This window comes from Actinoplanes sp. NPDC051513 (genome assembly GCF_044454685.1).
GTDB lineage: Bacteria > Actinomycetota > Actinomycetes > Mycobacteriales > Micromonosporaceae > Actinoplanes.
In genome coordinates this window covers 186,288-206,234 of record NZ_JBITDW010000006.1, presented here as the reverse complement: position 1 = coordinate 206,234, position 19,947 = coordinate 186,288, and the positions used below count along the sequence as shown (strand labels likewise).

18 protein-coding genes are annotated in these 19,947 nt (G+C 70.6%); 6 read left to right on the top strand and 12 right to left on the bottom strand.

Translation table 11 applies throughout. The features are described from left to right. Positions 1 to 186: 186 nt before the first annotated feature. Positions 187 to 882 (top strand): GAF and ANTAR domain-containing protein, encoded by a 696-nt coding sequence (locus tag ACIA5D_RS21380; RefSeq protein ID WP_396031886.1) that lies wholly within the window; start codon positions 187 to 189, stop codon positions 880 to 882. A 28-nt stretch (positions 883 to 910) separates the two neighbouring features. Beyond that, entirely contained in the window at positions 911 to 2,074 is a 1,164-nt protein-coding gene (locus ACIA5D_RS21375) for an ATP-binding protein (protein WP_396031885.1), read from the top strand. Here ACIA5D_RS21375 and ACIA5D_RS21370 read toward each other — a convergent pair. From ACIA5D_RS21370 to ACIA5D_RS21360, 3 genes are all read right to left on the bottom strand, one after another. After that, positions 2,014 to 2,397 carry an STAS domain-containing protein gene (locus ACIA5D_RS21370; RefSeq protein WP_396031884.1) on the bottom strand — a complete coding sequence of 128 codons (384 nt, stop codon included), beginning with the start codon at positions 2,395 to 2,397 and terminating at the stop codon, positions 2,014 to 2,016. The genes ACIA5D_RS21375 and ACIA5D_RS21370 overlap by 61 nt on opposite strands. 108 nt (positions 2,398 to 2,505) lie before the next feature. Next, positions 2,506 to 3,468, bottom strand: coding sequence for a hypothetical protein (locus ACIA5D_RS21365; protein WP_396031883.1), 963 nt, complete (start codon positions 3,466 to 3,468; stop codon positions 2,506 to 2,508). Then, positions 3,449 to 3,940: a pyridoxamine 5'-phosphate oxidase family protein gene (locus ACIA5D_RS21360; protein ID WP_396031882.1), complete on the bottom strand. Its 492-nt coding sequence runs from the start codon at positions 3,938 to 3,940 to the stop codon at positions 3,449 to 3,451. The genes ACIA5D_RS21365 and ACIA5D_RS21360 overlap by 20 nt, the downstream gene beginning before the upstream one ends. 73 nt (positions 3,941 to 4,013) lie before the next feature. Here ACIA5D_RS21360 and ACIA5D_RS21355 point away from each other — a divergent pair, with 73 nt between their 5' ends. The 3 genes from ACIA5D_RS21355 to ACIA5D_RS21345 are packed head-to-tail and all read left to right on the top strand — an operon-like array spanning position 4,014 to position 7,822. Beyond that, positions 4,014 to 5,996, top strand: coding sequence for a copper-translocating P-type ATPase (locus ACIA5D_RS21355; RefSeq protein WP_396031881.1), 1,983 nt, complete (start codon positions 4,014 to 4,016; stop codon positions 5,994 to 5,996). A gap of 37 nt (positions 5,997 to 6,033) precedes the next feature. Then, the gene (locus tag ACIA5D_RS21350) at positions 6,034 to 6,594 is read left to right on the top strand and encodes a helix-turn-helix domain-containing protein (RefSeq protein ID WP_396031880.1); all 561 of its coding nucleotides are present in this window, start codon (positions 6,034 to 6,036) and stop codon (positions 6,592 to 6,594) included. Further along, entirely contained in the window at positions 6,587 to 7,822 is a 1,236-nt protein-coding gene (locus tag ACIA5D_RS21345) for an MFS transporter (protein ID WP_396031879.1), read from the top strand. The genes ACIA5D_RS21350 and ACIA5D_RS21345 overlap by 8 nt, the downstream gene beginning before the upstream one ends. A 76-nt stretch (positions 7,823 to 7,898) precedes the next feature. On the opposite strand, the gene ACIA5D_RS21340 is transcribed toward ACIA5D_RS21345, so the two are convergent. The 5 genes from ACIA5D_RS21340 to ACIA5D_RS21320 all read right to left on the bottom strand — a co-directional run bounded on the left by ACIA5D_RS21340 (position 7,899) and on the right by ACIA5D_RS21320 (position 15,582). Next, positions 7,899 to 8,375 carry a hypothetical protein gene (locus ACIA5D_RS21340; RefSeq protein ID WP_396031878.1) on the bottom strand — a complete coding sequence of 159 codons (477 nt, stop codon included), beginning with the start codon at positions 8,373 to 8,375 and terminating at the stop codon, positions 7,899 to 7,901. A 110-nt stretch (positions 8,376 to 8,485) separates the two neighbouring features. Next, positions 8,486 to 10,264, bottom strand: coding sequence for a gamma-glutamyltransferase family protein (locus tag ACIA5D_RS21335; protein WP_396031877.1), 1,779 nt, complete (start codon positions 10,262 to 10,264; stop codon positions 8,486 to 8,488). 42 nt (positions 10,265 to 10,306) lie between these two features. Next, positions 10,307 to 12,238: an ABC transporter ATP-binding protein gene (locus ACIA5D_RS21330; protein WP_396031876.1), complete on the bottom strand. Its 1,932-nt coding sequence runs from the start codon at positions 12,236 to 12,238 to the stop codon at positions 10,307 to 10,309. Next, positions 12,235 to 14,073: an ABC transporter ATP-binding protein gene (locus tag ACIA5D_RS21325; protein WP_396031875.1), complete on the bottom strand. Its 1,839-nt coding sequence runs from the start codon at positions 14,071 to 14,073 to the stop codon at positions 12,235 to 12,237. Before ACIA5D_RS21325 ends, ACIA5D_RS21330 begins: the two co-directional genes overlap by 4 nt. A gap of 57 nt (positions 14,074 to 14,130) precedes the next feature. After that, positions 14,131 to 15,582, bottom strand: a complete 1,452-nt coding sequence (locus tag ACIA5D_RS21320; RefSeq protein WP_396031874.1) for an alpha/beta hydrolase — start codon at positions 15,580 to 15,582, stop codon at positions 14,131 to 14,133. A gap of 77 nt (positions 15,583 to 15,659) precedes the next feature. Here ACIA5D_RS21320 and ACIA5D_RS21315 point away from each other — a divergent pair, with 77 nt between their 5' ends. Further along, on the top strand, positions 15,660 to 16,781 hold the full coding sequence (locus ACIA5D_RS21315; protein WP_396031872.1) for a PQQ-dependent sugar dehydrogenase: 1,122 nt from the start codon (positions 15,660 to 15,662) through the stop codon (positions 16,779 to 16,781). Between the two features lie 56 nt (positions 16,782 to 16,837). Here ACIA5D_RS21315 and ACIA5D_RS21310 read toward each other — a convergent pair whose 3' ends face one another. The 4 genes from ACIA5D_RS21310 to ACIA5D_RS21295 all read right to left on the bottom strand — a co-directional run bounded on the left by ACIA5D_RS21310 (position 16,838) and on the right by ACIA5D_RS21295 (position 19,893). Beyond that, positions 16,838 to 17,086, bottom strand: a complete 249-nt coding sequence (locus ACIA5D_RS21310; RefSeq protein WP_396031871.1) for a hypothetical protein — start codon at positions 17,084 to 17,086, stop codon at positions 16,838 to 16,840. An 89-nt stretch (positions 17,087 to 17,175) separates the two neighbouring features. Beyond that, positions 17,176 to 17,448 (bottom strand): hypothetical protein, encoded by a 273-nt coding sequence (locus ACIA5D_RS21305; RefSeq protein ID WP_396031870.1) that lies wholly within the window; start codon positions 17,446 to 17,448, stop codon positions 17,176 to 17,178. Between the two features lie 13 nt (positions 17,449 to 17,461). Next, positions 17,462 to 19,123: a sodium:solute symporter family protein gene (locus ACIA5D_RS21300; protein ID WP_396031869.1), complete on the bottom strand. Its 1,662-nt coding sequence runs from the start codon at positions 19,121 to 19,123 to the stop codon at positions 17,462 to 17,464. A gap of 95 nt (positions 19,124 to 19,218) precedes the next feature. Further along, the gene (locus ACIA5D_RS21295) at positions 19,219 to 19,893 is read right to left on the bottom strand and encodes a TetR/AcrR family transcriptional regulator (protein WP_396031868.1); all 675 of its coding nucleotides are present in this window, start codon (positions 19,891 to 19,893) and stop codon (positions 19,219 to 19,221) included. Positions 19,894 to 19,947 lie beyond the last annotated feature (54 nt).

Here is a 19,947-nt window from a genome sequence, read left to right as displayed (position 1 = left end):
GGCTGTTTCCGAGCTGCCATCGCGGTTCGCGGCCGCTTCGATCGGACGCCGGCGCTCCCGATGCCGGGTTCGCATTCGCAGGCGCCGTGGCGGGGCAGGAGGGCTCGGCTATGACAGCCACCTACGGAATGGCTACGGGCGCCCATCGTCGTGCTCACCGTGTCTAGCGTCGGCGGCAGAGACCGCGTGGCACAGCTCGTGGCGGCACACGGGCCCGACGTCGGCCGGCTGTGCGAGGCCTGCGTGGCCGGCCTTCCCGGGGTGGCCGGCGCCGGGCTCGCGGTGATGACGACCCTGCCGACCCTGCCGGCCCAGCAGGTCCGGTACGCCAGCAACACGGTCAGTGCCCGGGTCGAGGAGCTTCAGGTGACCCTCGGCGAGGGTCCCTGCCGGGAGGCCTTCGCCGATCGCCGGCCGGTGCTGGCCGGCGATCTCGACGACGCGTTCTGGCTGCGCCGGTGGCCGATCTTCGTGCCGGCGGCCATCGACGCCGGCGCGAAGGCGCTGTTCGCCCTGCCGCTGCGGGTGGGCGACATGTGCCTCGGCGTGATCGACCTGTACCGGCCGGGCCCGGGTGTTCTGGCCGGCGAAGATCTGGCGGAAGCGCTCGCCTTCGCCGACGCGGCCACCGAACTGCTGCTCGCCGAGCATCTCCCCGGCGGGGAGCAGCCCGGAACGGAGCGGGCGTTCGCGCACCGGGCGGTGGTACACCAGGCCACGGGGATGGTCAGTGCCCAGCGGGGCGTCCCGGTCGACGACGCCTTCCTCCTGCTCCGCGCGCACGCGTATGTCACCGAGCGCGGACTGGAGGACGTCGCCCGGGATGTGGTGGCGCGCCGTTTGCGGTTCAGTGAGACGGACAATGACAGTACGACGGACTGAGGATGATCACCGTGATCGGGAGGCGGTCGTGAGCGCGACGCCGGGCCAGCAACTGGTCAAGGCCCTTGTCGGCCTGTCCGACGCCCTGGTCGCCGACTTCGACCTGCTGGAGTTCCTGCACCTGCTCGCCAAGCGCTGCACCGAGCTGCTCGACGTGCGGGCGGCGGGCATCATGATCGCCGACGGGCGCGGCTCGCTGCGGCTGATGGCCGCCTCGTCCGAGCAGGCGCGCCTCCTCGAGCTGTTCGAGATCGAGACCGCCGAGGGGCCCTGCGTGGTCTGCTACGCGAGCGGCTTGCCGGTGGCCGACGTCGACCTCCACACGCCCGACGAGCGCTGGAGCCGGTTTGCCGCGGAGGCCCGCCGGGCCGGCTTCCGGTCGGTGCACGCCGTGCCGATGCGGCTTCGTGACGAGGTCATCGGCGTGCTCAACCTGTTCGCCGCCGCGCCCGGCACGCTGGGGCAGGCCGACGCGGAGACCGCGCGGGCTCTGGCCAACGTCACCACCGTGGGCCTCCTTCAGCACCGTGCCATCGAATATCGCCAGGTCCTCGCCGAACAGGTGCAGCACGCGATGAACAGCAGGGTGACGATCGAACAAGCCAAGGGCGTCCTCGCCGAGCATTTCAGGCTGGACATGGCCGCCGCCTTCGACGAGTTGCGGCGCTTCGCCGCCGTGGTGGGGATGCGGCTCAGCGAGGTCGCCACCGCTGTCACGGCCAATGACCATGCTCCGCCGGCGATCAACCACCACGAGCGGCTTCGGATGCTGCTGGCCGGCCGATTCGACGGCACGACGGTGAGCCGGCTACGCGCCGCCGTCGGCGCGGCCACCGCCCGGCACGGCCTGTCCAACTCGCAGGTGTCCGAGTTCGTGCTGGCCGTGCACGAGGCGGCCGCCAACGCGGTCCGCCACGGCGGCGGCGCCGGGCAGATCCTGCTCTGGTTGCGTGGCGGCGAGTTCTACGCCGAGATCAGCGACCACGGGCCAGGGATCCCCGCCGGCGACGAGGTGATCCCGCCGGGGACCGGCGACAGCTTCCACGGTGGTCGCGGCCTCTGGCTGATCGGCAAGGTGTGCGCCGGCGTGGAGATCGACACCGGCCCGGCCGGAACCAGGCTGCTGCTGCGCTACCCGTTGAGCTCACTCGCGCCCGGCGCCGGGCCGGCCGCATCCTCCCCCGGCGGATAGCCGAACAGCAGGCCCAGCTCGAAGAGGCTCACCAGCCAGGCGACCAGCGGCGAGGCCCGCGAGATCGCGACTTCGCACCCGGTTCGCGGTCCATCGGCGGCAACGCGGATCAGTGCCCGCAGCGCGGCGCAGTCGCAGAACTCCACCGCCGCCAGGTCCAGCCTCAGCCGCCGCGGTCGCCACTCCCGCAGCGCCGCCCGCAGCACGTCCTCGACCCGCTCGGCGTCGCTGAAATCGAAGCTGCCGGAAAAAACCGCGACGACGACGGCCGGACCGCCTTCGGACAGCAGAAGCTGCCCGGATGTCAGCCCATCGGTGAACATCAACGCCGCCCCCCTCCACGGACGCGGCGGACGGGGATCACAGCCGCCTCGCCGCGGCACCGAAAGGACATCCCGTTGGCTCACGATAACCGGCTGTCCGGCGGTGTCCTATCCTCCGGGCAGCCCCTCTGGCCGTGCGGCGCGCAGCACCGTCAGCGCATCCACCGTGACCCAGGGACTGGCGCGCTTCACGCTCGTGCCGCCCCAATCCGCGTTCTCGGAGGCGTCCCGGTAATAGCGGGCGTGCGCCGGCCACCCGTCCTCGAGCCGCATCGACTCGAGCATCGCCAGCGCGTCGGCGCAGCGCGGATCGCCGAGCAGCCCCATCTCGCCCATGGCCTTGAGCCCGCCGAGGATGTCGTAGTGCCAATACAGCGGGAAATGCAGCTTCGCGAACTCGCCCCGGATCAGCGATCCGCTCTTCACGCCGTAGGCCATGCGCCGCGCGAGAAAGACCTCGGCCGCGGCACGAGCGGCCTCGCGAGCCGGCGCCGAATCGCGCGTCGTGCCGTACAGCCACAGCCCGCGCATCGGCAACAACGTCTCCATGAACGACGATGTCGACGCCGCCGGGTCGCGGTCGCAATTCCAGCCGCCGTCCGGCCACCGCCATTTCAGCAACAGCCCGGCGAGGCTGTCGCAGCGTTCGTCCGCCAGGCCCAGCGTCAGCAAATACCACAGCGCATACCCCTGCTGCGAGGCGTGCGCCCGATACCGCCCGTTCAGCACCGGCACGCCGCGCCGCCCATAGGCGACCGGCACCTCCCGGAAGTACTGGTCGTCGAGCCACGCGCGAAGCGCCTGCTCCCGCAGCGGAATCAAATTCTCCGAGCCGGGCGGGTGGCCGATCTCCGCGAGGGCGGCAAGCACCCAATGGGCGCCCTGCCATTTCGCGTACGGCTGGGAGCCGGCCCCCGCCACCATGCGCCGCACCATGTCCGTTCCCGGAATGGCCGCCCGATCGTCCTCGGCGGCCTCGCCAAGGACCCGCGACCGCACCATCCACCGAATCGCCGGCTCGGGCGAGGCCAGCAGACGCGCGACGACGGCCTCAGGAACGCGGCGCGGCATAGACCGTCATCCAATGCGGGCGGAGGCGGTAGTAGACGACCTCGTTCTCCCAGTCGAAGGCGTTCTTGCCGTAGAAGTCCTGGAGGTATGCGAGCAGCTCCGCCCAGTCCGCGGTGGACGGGCCGAGGATCTCGGCCGTGCCGTGGGTGAAGACGCCCAGTTCCTCGCCGCGCAGGTGGGCGGCGCTCGCGGCCGGGCGGGCGGCCAGGTGGCGGGCCTTCGCGGCGGTGCGGGCCGTGCCGAAGATCCATCTCCCGTGCAGGAAGTGGCCGTCGACGCCGCTGATCCGGGGCTCGCCCGTCGCGGTCACGGTCGACAGGGCCAGCGTGCACATGCCGGTCAGGGTCTCCACCAGCCGCTGGGCGGGCATGGTGCGCTCGGCGACGATCGATTGCAGGTGGGCGGTGGACCGGGACAGCGAGGCGTCGAGCAGGTCCTGCAGGGCGGCGAGTTCCTCCGGCGTTTCGCGCATCGGGTCAATGTATCGAGCGTTCTGGGTCACTCCGGGGTTGGCTTATACCCCTAGGGGGTATAAGTTTTCGGGCATGGATCACATGCATGCTGAGCGCCACGAGCACGGCGAGCACGCCGGCCACGATCCGGAGATCTTCCGGCGGAAGTTCTGGCTCAGCCTCGCGCTGACCGTCCCGATCGTCGTGACCAGCGAGATGGTCATGGACTGGTTCGGCTACACGCTGGACTTCCCCGGGATCGCCGGGGTCGGCCCGATCCTCGGCACGATCGTCTTCTTCTACGGCGGGTGGCCGTTCCTCGCCGGCGGCGTGCACGAGGTGCGCGGGCGTCAGCCCGGCATGATGCTGCTCATCTCGATGGCGATCACCGTCGCGTACGTCGCGTCGATCGCCACCAGCTTCGGCTGGTTCGACCTCGACTTCTGGTGGGAGCTCGCGGCCCTCGTCACGATCATGCTGCTCGGCCACTGGCAGGAGATGAAGGCGATCGGCCAGGCCCAGGGCGCGCTCAGCGCGCTGGCGGCGCTGCTGCCCGACGAGGCCGAGCGGGTCGACGCCGACGGCATCACCACCAAGGTCGCCGTACACCACCTCCGCGTCGGCGACACCGTGCTGGTGCGCTCGGGCGGGCGCGTGCCGGCCGACGGCAAGATCGTCGAGGGCGCGGCGTCGCTCGACGAGTCGATGATCACCGGGGAGTCGCGGCCGGTGTCGCGGGGCGCCGGCGATCGGGTGGTGGCCGGGACGGTGGCGACCGACTCGGCGCTGCGGGTCGAGGTCACGGCGGTCGGCGACGACACCGCGCTGGCGGGCATCGGACGTCTGGTCGCGCAGGCACAGGCGTCGCGCGGGCGGGCGCAGGTGCTGGCCGACCGGTTCGCCGCGATGCTGTTCTACGTCGCGGCCGGCGCGGGGCTGATCACGTTCGTGACGTGGTGGGCGGCCGGCGATCTCAGTCAGGCCGTCGTGCGCACCGTCAGCGTGCTCGTGATCGCCTGCCCGCACGCGCTCGGCCTCGCGATTCCGCTGGTCATCGCGCTGTCGACGGCCGTGGCCGCCAAGAACGGCATCCTCGTCAAGGACCGGCTCGCGCTCGAGCGGATGCGCACCGTCGACGCCGTTCTCTTCGACAAGACCGGCACGCTCACCAAGGGCGCGCACAAGGTCACCGGGGTCGCGGCGGCGGCCGGCCACACCGAGGACGACGTGCTCTCGCTCGCGGCGGGCGTCGAGGCCGACAGCGAGCATCCGCTGGCCCGGGCCATCGTCACCGCCGCGCCGCGGCGGATCACGGCGTCGGGCTTCGAGTCTTTGACCGGACGCGGGGTGCGTGCGCTGATCGACCATCATCCGTACGCCGTGGGCGGGCCGGCCCTGCTGCGCGAGCTGGACCTGACCGTCCCCGACGATCTGCGCAAGGCCGCCGGGGAGTGGTCGCGCCGCGGCGCCGCGGTTCTGTATCTGATCTCCGATGCCGACGTGATCGGCGCGTTCGCGCTCGAGGACGAGGTACGCCCGGAGTCGCGGGACGCGATCGCCTCGCTGCGCCGCGAAGGCGTACGCGAAATCTTGATGATCACGGGAGACGCGAAGCCGGTCGCCGACGCGGTCGCGGCCGACCTCGGCCTGGACGAGGTCTTCGCCGAGGTCCTTCCGGCCGACAAGGACCGCGCCGTGGCCGACCTGCAGGCGCGCGGGCTGCGGGTGGCGATGGTCGGCGACGGTGTCAACGACGCGCCCGCGCTGGCCCGGGCCGACGTGGGCGTGGCGATCGGGGCCGGCACCGACGTGGCGATCGAGTCGGCCGGGGTGGTGCTGGCGTCGTCGGATCCGCGCGCGGTCACCGGCGTCATCCGGCTGTCCCGGGCCTCGTACCGCAAGATGATCCAGAACCTGGCGTGGGCCGCCGGCTACAACGTGATCACCATTCCGCTCGCCGCCGGGGTGCTGGCCTGGACCGGCTTCACGCTGAGCCCGGCCGTCGGCGCGGTCCTCATGTCCGCCTCGACGATCGTGGTGGCGCTCAACGCCCAGTTGCTCCGGCAGGGATTCTGACTTGCTAGAGGAGTCTTTCTAAAGCATTCTCTTGGATATGAGCGACGAGATCCGGCTCACCGAGGCCACCTCCCTGCGAGCGTACGCGCATCCGCTGCGCCTGCGGTTGATCGGGCTGCTGCGCGCCGAGGGCCCGATGACCGCGACCCAGGCGGCCGCGCGGCTCGGCGACACCGTGCCGAACTGCTCGTTCCACCTGCGGCAGCTCGCCAAGTACGGTCTCGCCGAGCGGGCGCCCGGCGCCGACGGGCGCGAGCGGCCGTGGCGGGCCACCGCGCAGTACACGTCCTGGGATGACGACTCCGCCGACCCGGCCGTGCGCGCCGCCGCCGACCAGCTCGGCGCCACGATCGTCACCGACTACGCGCGCCGGGCGCAGGAGTACCTCGCCAACCGCGCCGGCGAGCCGCCCGAATGGCGGCGGGCGGCCGGCCTCGGCGACGCCCTCGCCCACGTCACCGCCGACGAGCTGCGCGAGCTGACCGAGCAGATCGACGCGCTGATGTCCCGCTACGACGACCGGCTCACCGACCCGGCGCGACGCCCGGCGGGCTCGCGGCCGGTGCAGATCATCCGGATGGCGGTCCCCCGTGACTGACACCCTGCAGGAACGCCGCGACCCGCCCGCCCTGCTGCGCCGGCCGCCGTTCCGCCGCTACTGGTCGGCGCAGACCGTGTCGCTGTTCGGCGACCAGATCACCCTGCTCGCCATCCCGCTGCTGGCGGTGCTCGCGATCGGCGCCGGCCCCGCCGAGATGGGCTACCTGACCGCCGCCGCCCTCGCGCCCAACCTGATCTTCTCGCTGCCGGCCGGCGCCTGGGTCGACCGCTACCGGCACAAGCGCCGCCTGATGATCGTCGCCGACCTGGGCCGGGCCGCCCTGCTGCTGGCCATCCCGTTCCTCTGGTGGGCCGGCTCGCTCACCCTCACCATCCTGTACGCCGTCGCGTTCGCCACCGGCACGCTCTCCGTCCTCTTCGAGGTGGCGCACAGCAGCCTGTTCGCCTCGCTGGTCGAGCGGACCGACTACGTCCGCGCGAACAGCCTGGTCAACGGCAGCCGGGCGATGTCCTACGTGGCCGGTCCCAGCCTCGGCGGCCTGCTCGTGCAGGTGTTCACCGCGCCGTTCGCCCTGGTCGCCGACGCGATCACGTTCGTGGCGTCGGCCGGTTTCCTCTCCCGCATGATCGTCGCCGAGCGCCGCCCGTCCCCCGCGGCCGAGGGCGGCGGGATGGTCGCCGGCATGCGCTTCGTGCTCCGCTCGCCGGTGCTGCGCGCCATCCTGCTCGGCACGTCGACGCTGAACCTCTTCAACTACATTTTCGCCGCCCTGTTCGTCCTCTACGTGACCACGCGCCTGCACGTCTCGCCCGGCCTGCTCGGCCTGATCGTCGGCGCCGGCGCGGTCGGCGGCCTGGTCGGCGCCGTGCTCGCCGAGCGCGTCACCCGCGGCCTCGGGATCGGTCCCGCGCTGATCGCCGGCATGGTCGTCTTTCCCGCCCCGCTGATCCTGGTGCCGCTGGCCGGCGGGCCGTGGCTGCTGTTCGTCGCCGAGTTCGTCTCGGCCCTGGGCGTCATGCTGCTCGACATCACCGCCGGCTCGGTGCAGACGGCGGCCACCCCGCACGAGCGGCTGTCGGTCGTCGCCGGCTTCCAACGAACCGTCAACTACGGCATCCGCCCGATCGGCGCGGTGCTGGGCGGCGCGCTGGGGGCGGCCATCGGCGTACGCCCGGCGCTGTGGATCGCGACCGTCGGCGCGCTGCTCGGCGTGCTGTGGGTCGTCTTCTCGCCGCTACGGCGCATGCGCGAGCTGCCCGCCTGACCGGCGCCGGCCGCGGGTCAGCCGGCGTCGCCGGACCACCCGCGTCTCGCCGGCGGCGCAGGCGGAACAGGCGACGTCAGTCCGCGAGTTTGATGGCGACCTCGACCTGCCAGCGGGTCTTCATGCGCTCGGTTCGCGGGTCGGTGAGGTAGGCCTCGTAGCGGCAGGCGAACCGGTCCCCCGCCGGGTTCTCCACGACGTCCATCGCGAGGCCGTTCCCGCGGATCCAGTCGATCAGTGTGCCGTTGGCGCGGCGGCCGTGGCCCACGAAGGTCATCGCGCCGTAGCGGCCGGCGGGGAGGACGCCGGGGCGGATGCGGCCGTCCGGCGAGACCGGCTCGTCGGTGACGACGCCGACCTCGATGTCCATCGGGCCGTCCATGTTCACCACATGCAGGCGGAAGAAGGTCAGGCCGCTGGGGAGTCGGGCGTGGAGCTCCTTCATGAGCTCGTCGCGGACGGCGAACATGCCGCGGAACGGCGTCACCACCCGGATACCGGCGTAGTGCCGCTCGGGCCGCACGACCTCGGAGGGACCCTCGTAGATCTCCATGCGGTCGATCTCACCACGGCCGGGCAAGGCCCCGGCGCGATAACTCGCGCCGGGGCCTGCAAAAGCGGCCTGCATAAGCGGGCCTGCAAAAGCGGGCCTGCAAAAGCGGGCTATCGGGTGCGATGGATGACGCCGGCCGACCCGCCGCCGCGGCGGGTCGGCTCGGCGGAGGCGATGATGCCGCCGTGGGCGGTGAACTCCATCGCCGTCGCCGCGCCGATCTCGGCCATGTCGGGACCGAACGAGTGGCCCAAAGGCGTCAGCGCCGGGCCGTACCGGGTGCGGAATGCGGGCTCGGCCTGGATGCCGGCGGTATTGCGCTGGGACCCGCGCGGTGCGGCCAGCGCGGTCGGCAGGTCCATGTCCAGGACCAGGCGGTTGACCAGGATCTGCAGCACCGTGGTGATGATCGACGCGCCGCCGGGCGAGCCCAGCGCCAGGAACGGCTTGCCGTGCTTGAGGACGATCGTCGGCGACATCGAGCTGCGCGGGCGCTTGCCGGGGCCGGGCAGGTTCGGGTCGGGGGCGGCGCCCTGGGTGGGCGTGAAGTTGAAGTCGGTCAGCTCGTTGTTGAGCATGAAGCCGCGGCCGGGCACGACGATGCCGTTGCCGCCGAACTGCTCGAGCGTGAACGTCCACTCGACGACGTTGCCCCAGCGGTCGGCGACCGTGATGTTGGTGGTGCTCAGGCCGTTGTCGGGCGTCAGCGTGGCGGGGGCCGGGGTGCAGCCCGAGGCGTCGATGTCGCCGGGGGCGACCGGCTTGATCAGTGCCTTGGCCGGCGAGATCTGGCAGGCGCGCTGACCGGCCCAGCGGTCGGAAATCAACTTCTGGAGAACATCCTGCGGCGTGTACGCGCCGACGTAGCGGCCCCGGTCGGCGAACGCGAGCGCCGACGCCTCCAGGTAGGTGTGCAGCACCTGCGTGACGTCCGAAGGGTCGACCTTCTCGAGAATGTTGAGCGCCTCGCCGACGGCCGTGCCGCCGCTGGACGGCGTCGACATGCCGTAGACGTCCAGGCCCTGGAAGTCGGAGACGGTCGGGGCCGGCCGGCGGACCCGGTAGGCGGCGAGATCGTCCTGGGTGAGGACGCCCGGCCGGATCGGGTAGGCCCAGGTCCCTACCGGGTTCGCCGAGACGGGCGGGTGCTGGACGGTCTTGACCAGATCGGCGCCGATCGGGCCGCGGTAGAACGAGTCGATGCCCTGCCGGGCGATCTGCCGGTAGGTGTCGGCCAGGTCGGGATTGCGCTGGATCGTGCCGAGGGCGGGCGGGGCGCCGCCGGGCAGATACAGCGCCTTGGTCGAATCGAACTGGCCGAACGCGGCCAGGTTGTCGTTGATCTGCTGGCGGAACTGGGCGTCGACGGTGAAGCCGCGGTCGGCCACGGCGGCGGCCGGCTTCAGCACGCTGCCGAGCGAGCGGGTGCCCCACTGCCGCAGCGCGGCGTCCCAGGTGGCGAGCGCGCCCGGCACGCCGGTGGACAGGCCGCTGACCCGGGCCTCCTGGAAGTCGTAGGGCAGGCCGTCGACGGGGTCGATGAAGTAGGTGGGCGTCATCGTGGCGGGGCCGGTCTCCCGGCCGTCGATGGTGGAGACCTTGTGCCGCTTGGCGTCGTAGTAGACGAGGAAGCCGCCGCTGGCGGGGCCCGCGACGAACGGCTCGGTGACGCCGAGGGTGGCCGCGGCCGCCACGGCGGCGTCGATCGCGTTGCCTCCGTGGCGCAACACGTGGAGGCCGGCCGCGGTGGCGGTCGCGTCCACGGTGGCGATCCCGCCGCCGTAGCCGTAAGCGGTCGGCCCCAGAACGGGGTTGGTGGAGGCCGACGCGGGAGCCGCGATCAGCGTCGAGGACAAGGTTGCTGCTGCTAGAACCGGCAAGATCCGCATCGATCCTCCGAAGTGGGCTTTCGACTGGGCAGAGGCAGCTGTCTATCCCTGCCTACCAGAAGTCGCGGCCCACGTCTCGAACATGGCGGCATATCGACCGCCCGCCCGGACGAGGTCGGCGTGCGAGCCCGACTCGACGATCCCGTGGTCGTCGACCACGATGATCCGGTCGGCGCGCATCGCCGTGGAGAGCCGGTGCGCGACCAGGATCGCCGTGCGCCCCTCCAGCAGCGCGTCGAGCGCCGCCTCCACGCGCAGCTCGGAGCGCAGGTCGAGGCTCGAGGTGGCCTCGTCGAGCACCACGACCCGCGGCTCGGCGAGAAACGCGCGGGCCAGGGCGAGCAGCTGCCGTTCGCCGCTCGACACCGACTGGCCGCGCTCGTGCAGCGGGGTGTCGAGGCCCTCCGGGGAGCGCTCGACCAGCTCGCGCAGGCCGACCGAGTCGACGGCCGCCCACACCTGCTCGTCGGTGGCGTCGGGCCGGGCGAAGGCGATGTTGTCGCGCAGGGTGCCGGCGAAGAGGAACGGCTCCTGCGGCACCACGCCGATCTGGGTGCGCAGCGAGGCGAGGGTGACGTCCCGCAGGTCATGCCCGTCGATGCGGATATGTCCGGAATCGGGGTCGTAGAACCGGGTCACCAGCTTGGCCAGCGTGGACTTGCCGGCCCCGGTCGGCCCCACGCAGGCGACGGTCTCGCCCGGCGCGATCCGGAGCGACAGATGTGAGAGAACCGGACGGTCGGCCACATAGCCGAAGGTCACGTCGTCGAATGCGATCTCCCCGATGACCGGTGGCAGGACGGCGGCGTTCTCAGCCTCCCGCACGGATGGCGCCGTCTCCAGCAGCGTCCGGATTTTGCCGATGGCAGCCTTTGCCTGCTGATATTGGGTATAAAGCTGGACCAGCTGCTGCACGGGCTGGAAGAACGCGTTGATGTACAGCACAAAGGCCGTCAGCTCGCCGATCGTGAGCGTGCCCCGCAGCACCATCCGCCCGCCGACCAGCAGCATGATCGCCATCGCGATCAGTCCGATCACCGACGTCCCGGGCCCGTAGATCGCGTTGATCCGCCCGGTCCAGTCGTTGGCGTCCCGGTAGGCGCCGACCACCGACCGGTGCGCCACCACGTTGCGCTCCTGCCGGTTGTGCGCCGTGACTACCCGCACCCCGTTGAGGCTCTCGGACAGGTCCGCGAACATCGCCGCGATCGTGTCGCGCTGCCGGTTGTAGCCCCGGTCCGCCGCGTGCCGGAACCACAGCGACGCGGCCGTGAGCGGCGGCACCACCAGCACCAGCGTCAGGATCGCCAGCGGCACGTCGTAGTGGAACAGCACGGCGGTGACCACGACCATGGTCAGCGCCTGGATGAGGAACTGGGCGAACCCGTCCTGCAGCAGGCTCTGCAGCGACTCCACGTCGGAGGTCATCCGGGTCATGGTGACCCCGGCCTTCTCGCGCGTGTAGTAGTCGAGCGACATGCGCTGCAGGTGCGCGAAGATGCGGATCCGCAGGTCACGTGTGGCCGAGGCGGCGAGCATGCCGCTCTTGCGCATCCGCACCGCCGTAGCGAGACCCGTGAACAGCACCGCGGCCACGAAGCACACGGTCGCGATCACGAGGACGCGAAGGTTGCGGTCGGAGATGCCGTGGTCGATCCCGACCTGGACGAGGTACGGCCCGGCCTGCAACAGCAGCGTCTCCACCAGGATCGCCAGCGACGCCGCGACCAGCAGCCCCGGCCGCCGGATCAGCAGCCGGCCGAGCGAGACCCGCCCGCCCGTGTCGCCGACCGGGTCGAACGGCACCTGCGGATCGCCGTGATCGGGCTCCGTGGCCTCGAGTTTCGCGACGCCGGCGGCGAGGTCGGAGGGGATTCCCGCGAAGGGCGCCCCGCTGTCCTTCCGTCCCGCCGCGCCCACGCTCGGCCGGCCGCCGACGTTGAATCCGCCGAAACCTCCACCGAACATGCTCATGCGGACACCTCGGCCGACGAAGCCGACGAGGCCGACGAGGACGCCGAAGCCGACGAGGACGCCGAAGCCGAGGACGCCGAGGACGCCGTCGAAGCCGCGAGGACTTCGGCGTAGCGCGGCTCCGAGGCGAGCAAGCTTTCGTGCGTCCCGTCGGCGATCACCCGGCCGCCCTCCATCAGCAGGACCCGGTCGGCGAGGCTGATCGTGGAGAGCCGGTGGGCCACGATCAGCGTCGTCCGCCCGCGCATGCGCTCCTTGAGCGAGCCGTGGATCCGCTGCTCGACGCCCACGTCGATGGCGCTGGTCGCGTCGTCGAGCACGAGGATCGGCGGGTCGACCAGCAGCGCCCGCGCGATCGCGATCCGCTGCCGCTGCCCGCCTGACAGCGTGTAGCCACGCTCGCCCACCACGGTCTCGTACCCCTCGGGGAGCTCGAGGATGAACTCGTCGGCGCCCGCGGCGACGGCTGCCGCGATCACCTCGTGCCGGGTGGCGTGCGGCCTCCCGTACGCGATGTTGTCGTGAATCGAAAGCGAGAAGAGAAAGGGCTCGTCGGGCACGATGCCGACCTGTTCCCGCAGCGACGACAGCTTGATCCGGCGCACGTCGGTGCCGTCGATGGTCACGTTCCCCGAGGTCACGTCGTAGAAGCGGGCCGCGAGCCGGCCCAGCGTCGACTTCCCCGAGCCGGTCCCGCCCACCACGGCCACCGTTTCGCCCGCCCTGAGCTTCAGGTTCAGACGATCAAGAGCCACGGTGCCGTTCGGGTACGCGAAGCAGACGTCGACAAACGCAAGATCCCCGCGCAGCGGCCGCTCGACCGGGTCGGAGTCGTCCAGAATTTCGCTCGGCGTATCGAGAATCTCGTAGATGCGGCGCGCGGACGCGGAGGCGCGCTGCCCCATCATGATCATCATGCCGAGCAGCCGGAACGGCGGCTGCAGCATCAGGACGTACGAGTTGAAGGCGACGATCGTCCCCACCGTGGTGTGCCCGTCGATCACCATGAGGCCGCCGATGAGCAGCACCAGCGCGAGGCCGAGCCGGGGCAGGTTGTCGAGCAGCGGGTTCCACCGGCTGCGGATGCGCGCGTCCTGCCGGTAGGCCCAGCGGATCCGGTCGGCGCTCTCGGCCAGCGTGCGCAGCTGCCGTCCCTCGGCCGCGAACGCCTTCACGATGCGGACGCCCTGGATGTTCTCGTCGACGACGGTGGCGAGCTGTGCGAGGCGGGCCTGGATCATCCAGGAGATCGGGAAGATCGCCTTGCGCATGCTCACGCCGAGCACTCCGATGATCGGCATGGTCGCCATGGCCACGATCGCGAGCGGCACGTTGATCGAGAGCATCAGGACGAACGCGACGACGGCGATCAGGCACTGCACGAGGATCGACGGGCCGAACGAGAGGTACATCTGCACGGCCCGGATGTCGGAGCCGGAGCGGGACATCAGCTCGCCGGACTGCACCCGGTCGTAGAAGCCGAACGGCATCCGTACGAGGTGGGTGTAGACGATGTTGCGCAGGTCGTACTCCATCTCGTACGCCGTGCGCAGCAGGTAGAGCCGGGCCAGGTAGTTGATCAGGCCCTGCACGAGGGCGAGCCCGATGATCGCCATGACGTAGGTGGCGAGCTTTCCGGTACGGTCGACGATCGCGTCGTCGATGCCGATGCGGACGAGGTTGGGGATCTGCACCTGCACGATCAGCCCGACGAACGACAGCACCAGCGAGGTGATCAGCAGGCCGCGGTGGGCCTTGACGAGCGGCAGCGCGCGACGCAGCCAGCTCTTGCGGACATCTGGGTCGATGGACGCCTTGGGCGCGCGTCGGCTCAAGCAGTGCCTCCTGAGGAGCGCCAGAGGTACTTAGCTTGGCTAACGATACCCCGTCGCTCAGAGGACCCCAAACGGTTTTGGCTCGACCGCGGGACAGATCGTGCCGTCGGCCGGGCGGGTCAGGCCGATCAGGTACGCGTCGGCCGCGCCCGAGACGCAGGTGCTGTGGTCATAGACGACATGACCCCAGCCTTCGTACGTGACCAGGCTCGCCAGCGGGCCCAGCTGACGGGCCATGCGCTCCGCCCAGATGTACGTGGTGGCGGGGTCGTGCTCCGAGCCGATCAGCAGCACCGGCGGCATGCCGGGCGACGGGGCGAACGGCTTCTGCGGGTTGGGTGGGGCCGAGGGCCAGCCCAGGCAGGCCGCGACGGAGTTGATCGCCAGCGGCGACGCGAGCATCTGCGGGGCTCGCGCGCGCAGGATCGCCAGGCGCCGGCGCAGGTCGGGGAAGCCGGTGATCGGCAGGTACCAGTCCGAGCAGATCACCGGAGGGAAGCTGTGGTCGACGATGTCCACCTCCGGCGGCGGCGCCTTGCGTGCCGTCACGGCCAGGCCGGCCGCGTCCTTCAGGTAGTAGGCGAACGAGTACCACTCCGGCTGGTAGAACGCGGCGAACGCGGCGGTGGTCAGGTCGGACACGCGCAGCTTCTCCGGCCGGGCGTACGGGTTCTCCAGCGTGCCGGCCGCCGCGCGCTCCACCAGCCCCGCCCACAGCGCCGGGATGTCCTGGCCGCGCAGGACACAGGTCTGGTCGCGGGCGCACCAGGCCACGAACTCGTCGAACGAGTCCTGGGCGGCGTCGGTCTCCTGCACCAGGAACGTGCCGACGCTGACGCTGTGGTCCATCACGCCGTCGAGGACCAGGGCGCGCAGGCGGTCCGGGTACTGCTCGGCGTACTGCTCACCCATCAGCGAGCCGTACGAGGCGCCATAGAAGCTGATCTTCTCCTCGCCGAGGGCCGCCCGCAGCGCGTCGACGTCGCGGACCACGCTGAGGGTGTCGACATGGCCGAAGACCGGGCCGGTGCGCGCACGGCAGTCGGCGGCCAGGCGACGGTTGTAGTCGATCAGGGCGGCGAACTCGCGCTCGTCGCCGACCAGCGGGGACGGGGTCTCGTCGACCAGATCCTGGGAGCACAGGATCGGGGTGCTGCGGCCGACGCCGCGCGGGTCCATGCCGACGATGTCGAAATGCTTGCGCAGCTCTTCGCTGAAGAACGTGGGCGCGTCGAAGGTGAAGTTCACGGCGGAGCCGCCGGGGCCGCCGGGGTTGACCACCAGCGTGCCGATCCGCTCGGCCGGGTCGAGGGCGGGCCGGCGGGCGATGGTGAGCATGACGGTGGGGCCCAGCGGATTCGCCCAGTCCGCGGGGACCCGCATCGTGCCGCACTCGACCTTCGCGTCCTCGGGGCAGGCCTTCCACTCGACCATGGGTGGGGACGCAAGCTTTTCCGCGTACGGGAAAAGAAGTGTCACGACCGTGACCGCCGCCGCCAGAGCTCGCACCGCGATATCGTCGGACGAATCATGATCGTCAGTCTGGCGAATGGGTGAAGTTCGCCGGGCCGTGGCACGGTGGACCGATGACCACCGGCTCACGCACGCGCCTGCTCGCCGTCGCGACCGGCGCCGCTCTTCTTTCCGCCTGCTCGGACTCCCCCTCCTCGTCCTCGACGCCGCCGCGGGCCGAGGCCACGGTGCCATCGGTTCCGGCCTCGTCGGTCCCCTCCTCCCCGCGCGGCACGCCCGACCTGAGCAAACCGCAGACGATCGTGAGCGGCCTCGAGGTGCCCTGGGGGCTCGCGTTCCTGCCGGATGGCAGTGCGCTGGTGAGCGAGCGGGACAAGGGCGTCATTCTCCGCATCCCGGTCGGCGGCGGCGATCCTCAGCAGATCTACAAGATCTCCGAATCGCGGAGTGGGGGCGAGGGCGGGCTGCTCGGGCTGGCGGTCTCGCCGGACTACGCCCAAGACCAATTCGTGTACGCCTATTACACCGCCGCCGACGAGAACAAGATCGCCCGGTTCAAGCTCTCCGACAAAGCGCCCACGGTGATCTTCGATGGGATCACCCGCGGGTCGCGGCACAACGGCGGGCGGCTCGCGTTCGGGCCGGACGGGATGCTCTATGTGGGCACCGGCGACGCCAGCGACGGCGAGCAGTCGCAGGACCCGGGCGACGTGAACGGCAAGATCCTGCGGCTCACGCCCGCGGGCAAGGCGGCGCCGGGCAATCCGACGCCGGGCTCGCCGGTCTGGTCGATGGGTCACCGCAACGTGCAGGGCCTGGCCTGGGACGCCGACAAGACCATGTACGGCATCGAGTTCGGGCAGGACACCTGGGACGAGGTCAACATCATCGAGCCCGGCAAGAACTACGGCTGGCCCGAGGTCGAGGGCAAGGGCGACAACCCTCGTTTCGCCAACCCGATCGTGCAATGGCGCACCGACGACGCCTCGCCGTCGGGCGCGGCGATCTCGGGGGACACGCTCTACGTGGCGGCCTTGAAGGGCGCGCGGCTGTGGACGGTGCCGCTCGGAGGCGACTCGCCCAAACCTTCCGCCGCGCTGGAGGGCGAGTACGGGCGGCTGCGGACGGTGGGGGTCGCGCCGGACGGGGCACTGTGGGTGATGACCTCGAACCGGGACGGGCGTGGCGACCCGCGCGACGGCGACGACCGGATCCTGCGGTTCCCTGCTTCGTGACGTGAGATGGCCCGGTCCGTAGACGGCTCACGGACCGGGCCACGCCTCGGGTCTTGCTACTTGGTCGGTGGGATCTGGGGAAGGGCGGAGATCGCCGTGGCGTACTTGGTGATCTGCCGCCCGTTGGGCACCACTCCGACGGCTCGGAGCTGGTCGTGGATCGCCTGCGCAATCGCATCCTCGGACTGTCCGCGATGCGTCTGCGCGACCTTGTTGATGACGTAGTCGATTCTCACTTGCGCCTGCCAGCCGGCGGGACGGCTACCGCCGGAGGTGGCGAAGCTGACTGAGGCCAGGGGTTCCATGCCCTGTCTATCGGAAGGTCAGACCCTCGACTGGAAGATATGAGGAACCTGTGCACCCGGATCGCACCCGTCGGGCACCGCTCTGGCCATCATTCCTCCCTGGTTTCCTCGTTTTCCGGCCTCGAGGCCGCGTCGGGCGGGCTCAGCTTGAGCCAGAGGAGCATCAGCAGGCCGAGGACGAGCATGGCGATGCCCATCCAGAGATTGATGCGTACGCCCTGCGCCTTGTCGATCTCGGCGGGCGAGTCGAAGATGCCCAGCAGCGTGACGATCACGCCGTAGATCACGAACAGGCCGCCGATCACCCGCCGCACGTCGAAGAGGCGGGCGACCCGGCCGGTGTTGTCGGGTTCCTTCGTCATGGCAGATCTCCTCTCACCAGACCGGGATGTACAGGAGGACGGCCAGGGTGACGGCTATCCCGCCGAGCAGCACCGGGTTGCGCCACCACACCTTCTCGCCGGCCAGGACCGCGCCGGCGGCGCCCTCGAGGCCGTACACCAGGCCGCGGAGCTCCTCCTCGCGTTTCGACGGGGTGAACTGGGTGACGATGACCGCCACGATCACGGCCACCACGAACGCGGCGCCCGCGCCCCAGAAGCTCTCGTCGAGGTCGGAGTTGAAGTGGATCGCGTCGGTCAGGTGGGCGATGTACAGCCCCAGCGAGGCCAGGAAGCCGAGGAACAGCGACCAGAACCCGGCCCAGGGGGACATCTTCTTCCAGAACATGCCGACGATGAAGGTGGCGAACAGCGGGGCGTTGAACAGCGAGAACAGCGCCTGGATGTAGTTCATGATGTTGCTGAAGCCGGCCGCGATGAAGGCGGTGCCGATACCCACGAGGACGCCGGCGATGGTCGCATAGCGCCCCACCCGCAGGTAGTGCTGGTCGTCGCGATCCTTGCGGATGTACGCCTGCCAGATGTCGTACGTGAAGACGGTGTTGAAGCCGGACACGTTGGCCGCCATGCCCGCCATGAACGAGGCGAGCAGGCCGGTCACCGCCACGCCGAGCACGCCGTTGGGCAGCAGGTCGCGCATGAGCAGCGGGATCGCGTTGTTGTAGACCAGGTCGCCCTCGTCCGTGCCCAGGCCCTGCACCGTGACCAGCGCGATGAGGCCCGGGATCACGGTCACCGCGGGGATCAGCAGCTTCGGGAAGGCGCCGATGATCGGCGTACGGCGGGCAGCGTTCTCGCTCTTGGCGGAGAGCGCCCGCTGCACCTCGGCGAAGTTCGTCGTCCAGTAGCCGAAGGACAGCACGAAGCCCAGGCCGAAGATGATGCCGATCCAGCTGGCGCCCAGCGGGTTGTCGGTGCTGCCGGTGTTGGCCCAGGTATGCAGGCCGGGCTCGCCCAGCGGGGACTGGCGGACCTTCTCGAACAGGCCGTCGATGCCGCCGACCTTGACCAGGCCGACGATCGTGATCGGGATCAGGCCGGCCAGGATCACGAAGAACTGCAGCACCTCGTTGTAGATCGCCGAGGAGAGACCGCCCAGCGTGATGTAGACCAGCACGATCGCGGCGCCCAGCATGATCGAGACCCAGAGCGGCCAGCCGAGCAGCGCCTCGAGGATCAGGGCCAGGGCGTACAGGTTCACGCCGGCGATCAGCACCTGGGCGACCGCGAAGCTGACCGCGTTGAACAGGTGCGTGCTGTTGTTGAAGCGGCGCCTCAGGAACTCGGGGACGCTGCGCACCTTGGAGCCGTAGTAGAAGGGCATCATCACGATGCCGAGGAAGACCATGGCCGGCACGGCGCCGACCCAGTAGTAGTGCAGGGTCATCAGGCCGTACTGAGCGCCGTTGGCGGCCATGCCGATGATCTCGATGGCGCCGAGGTTGGCCGAGACGAAGGCCAGGCCGGTCACCCAGGCCGGCATCGATCTCCCGGAGAGGAAGAAATCGGAGCTTGACCTGATCGCCGCGCGGGCGGCGAAGCCGATGCCCAGCACGGTGATGAAGTACAGCGCGAGAATCAGATAGTCGAACATGTCGAGGTCGAGCCGGAGTCCGCTCGCCGCAAGCACGTGCACGGGCCACCTCCAAGGCCAAAGTCGACATCGACTACCCGCCATGAACATTTTTCACACGTGTTGCCTCTTGTCACAGGGAACACGCGGCATTGCCGTCACATGACCGATGCTCGTTCCCGGAGGAGGCACTCGAGGCCGTCGAGGATGCGGTCCAGCCCGAAGGCGAACGCGTTGTCGGCCCCGCCGCGCTCGCCCTCGTCGGCGACCGCGGCGGCGACCGCGGGATAGCGATCGGCGTGATCGCGCAGGGCGATGCCGATCGCGGCGACCAGGTCGCTCTCGGCGCCGGCGCCCTGGCCCGCGATCATGCGGACGTGGCCGGCGATCGTGGCCACGGCGTCGAGGCTCTCGGCGCCGGTGAGGCCGGGCGGGAGGACGCGCAGGGCGCATTCCAGCCACGCGATCTCGTGGGGGCCGATCGGGCGGCGGCCGGTGCCGGCCTCGAGTGCCCAGACGTGGCCCGCGTAAGCCGCCAGGAGGACGGTGGCCCACTCGGTCAGCGCCTCTCGCCACGGCTTCTCGATCTCGGGTGGCTCGCCCAGGCCGCGCTCGAGCATGACCGCCACCAGCTCGGTCTTGCCCGGTAGGTAGCGGTACAGCGACATCTTCGTGTAGCCGAGGTCGGCCGCGACCCGCTGCATCGAGACGGCCGCGAGGCCCTCGGCGTCGGCGATCGCGATGGCCGCGTCGGCGATCTGGTCGAGGGTGAGCGCGGGCTTGGGGCCGCGGGTCGGCCGCGGCCGCGGCGCCCAGAAGAAATCTGCCGTCATCTTGCCATCCCTTCGAACAGCGTCTACCGTACACAGAAATAACCGAGTCCGATG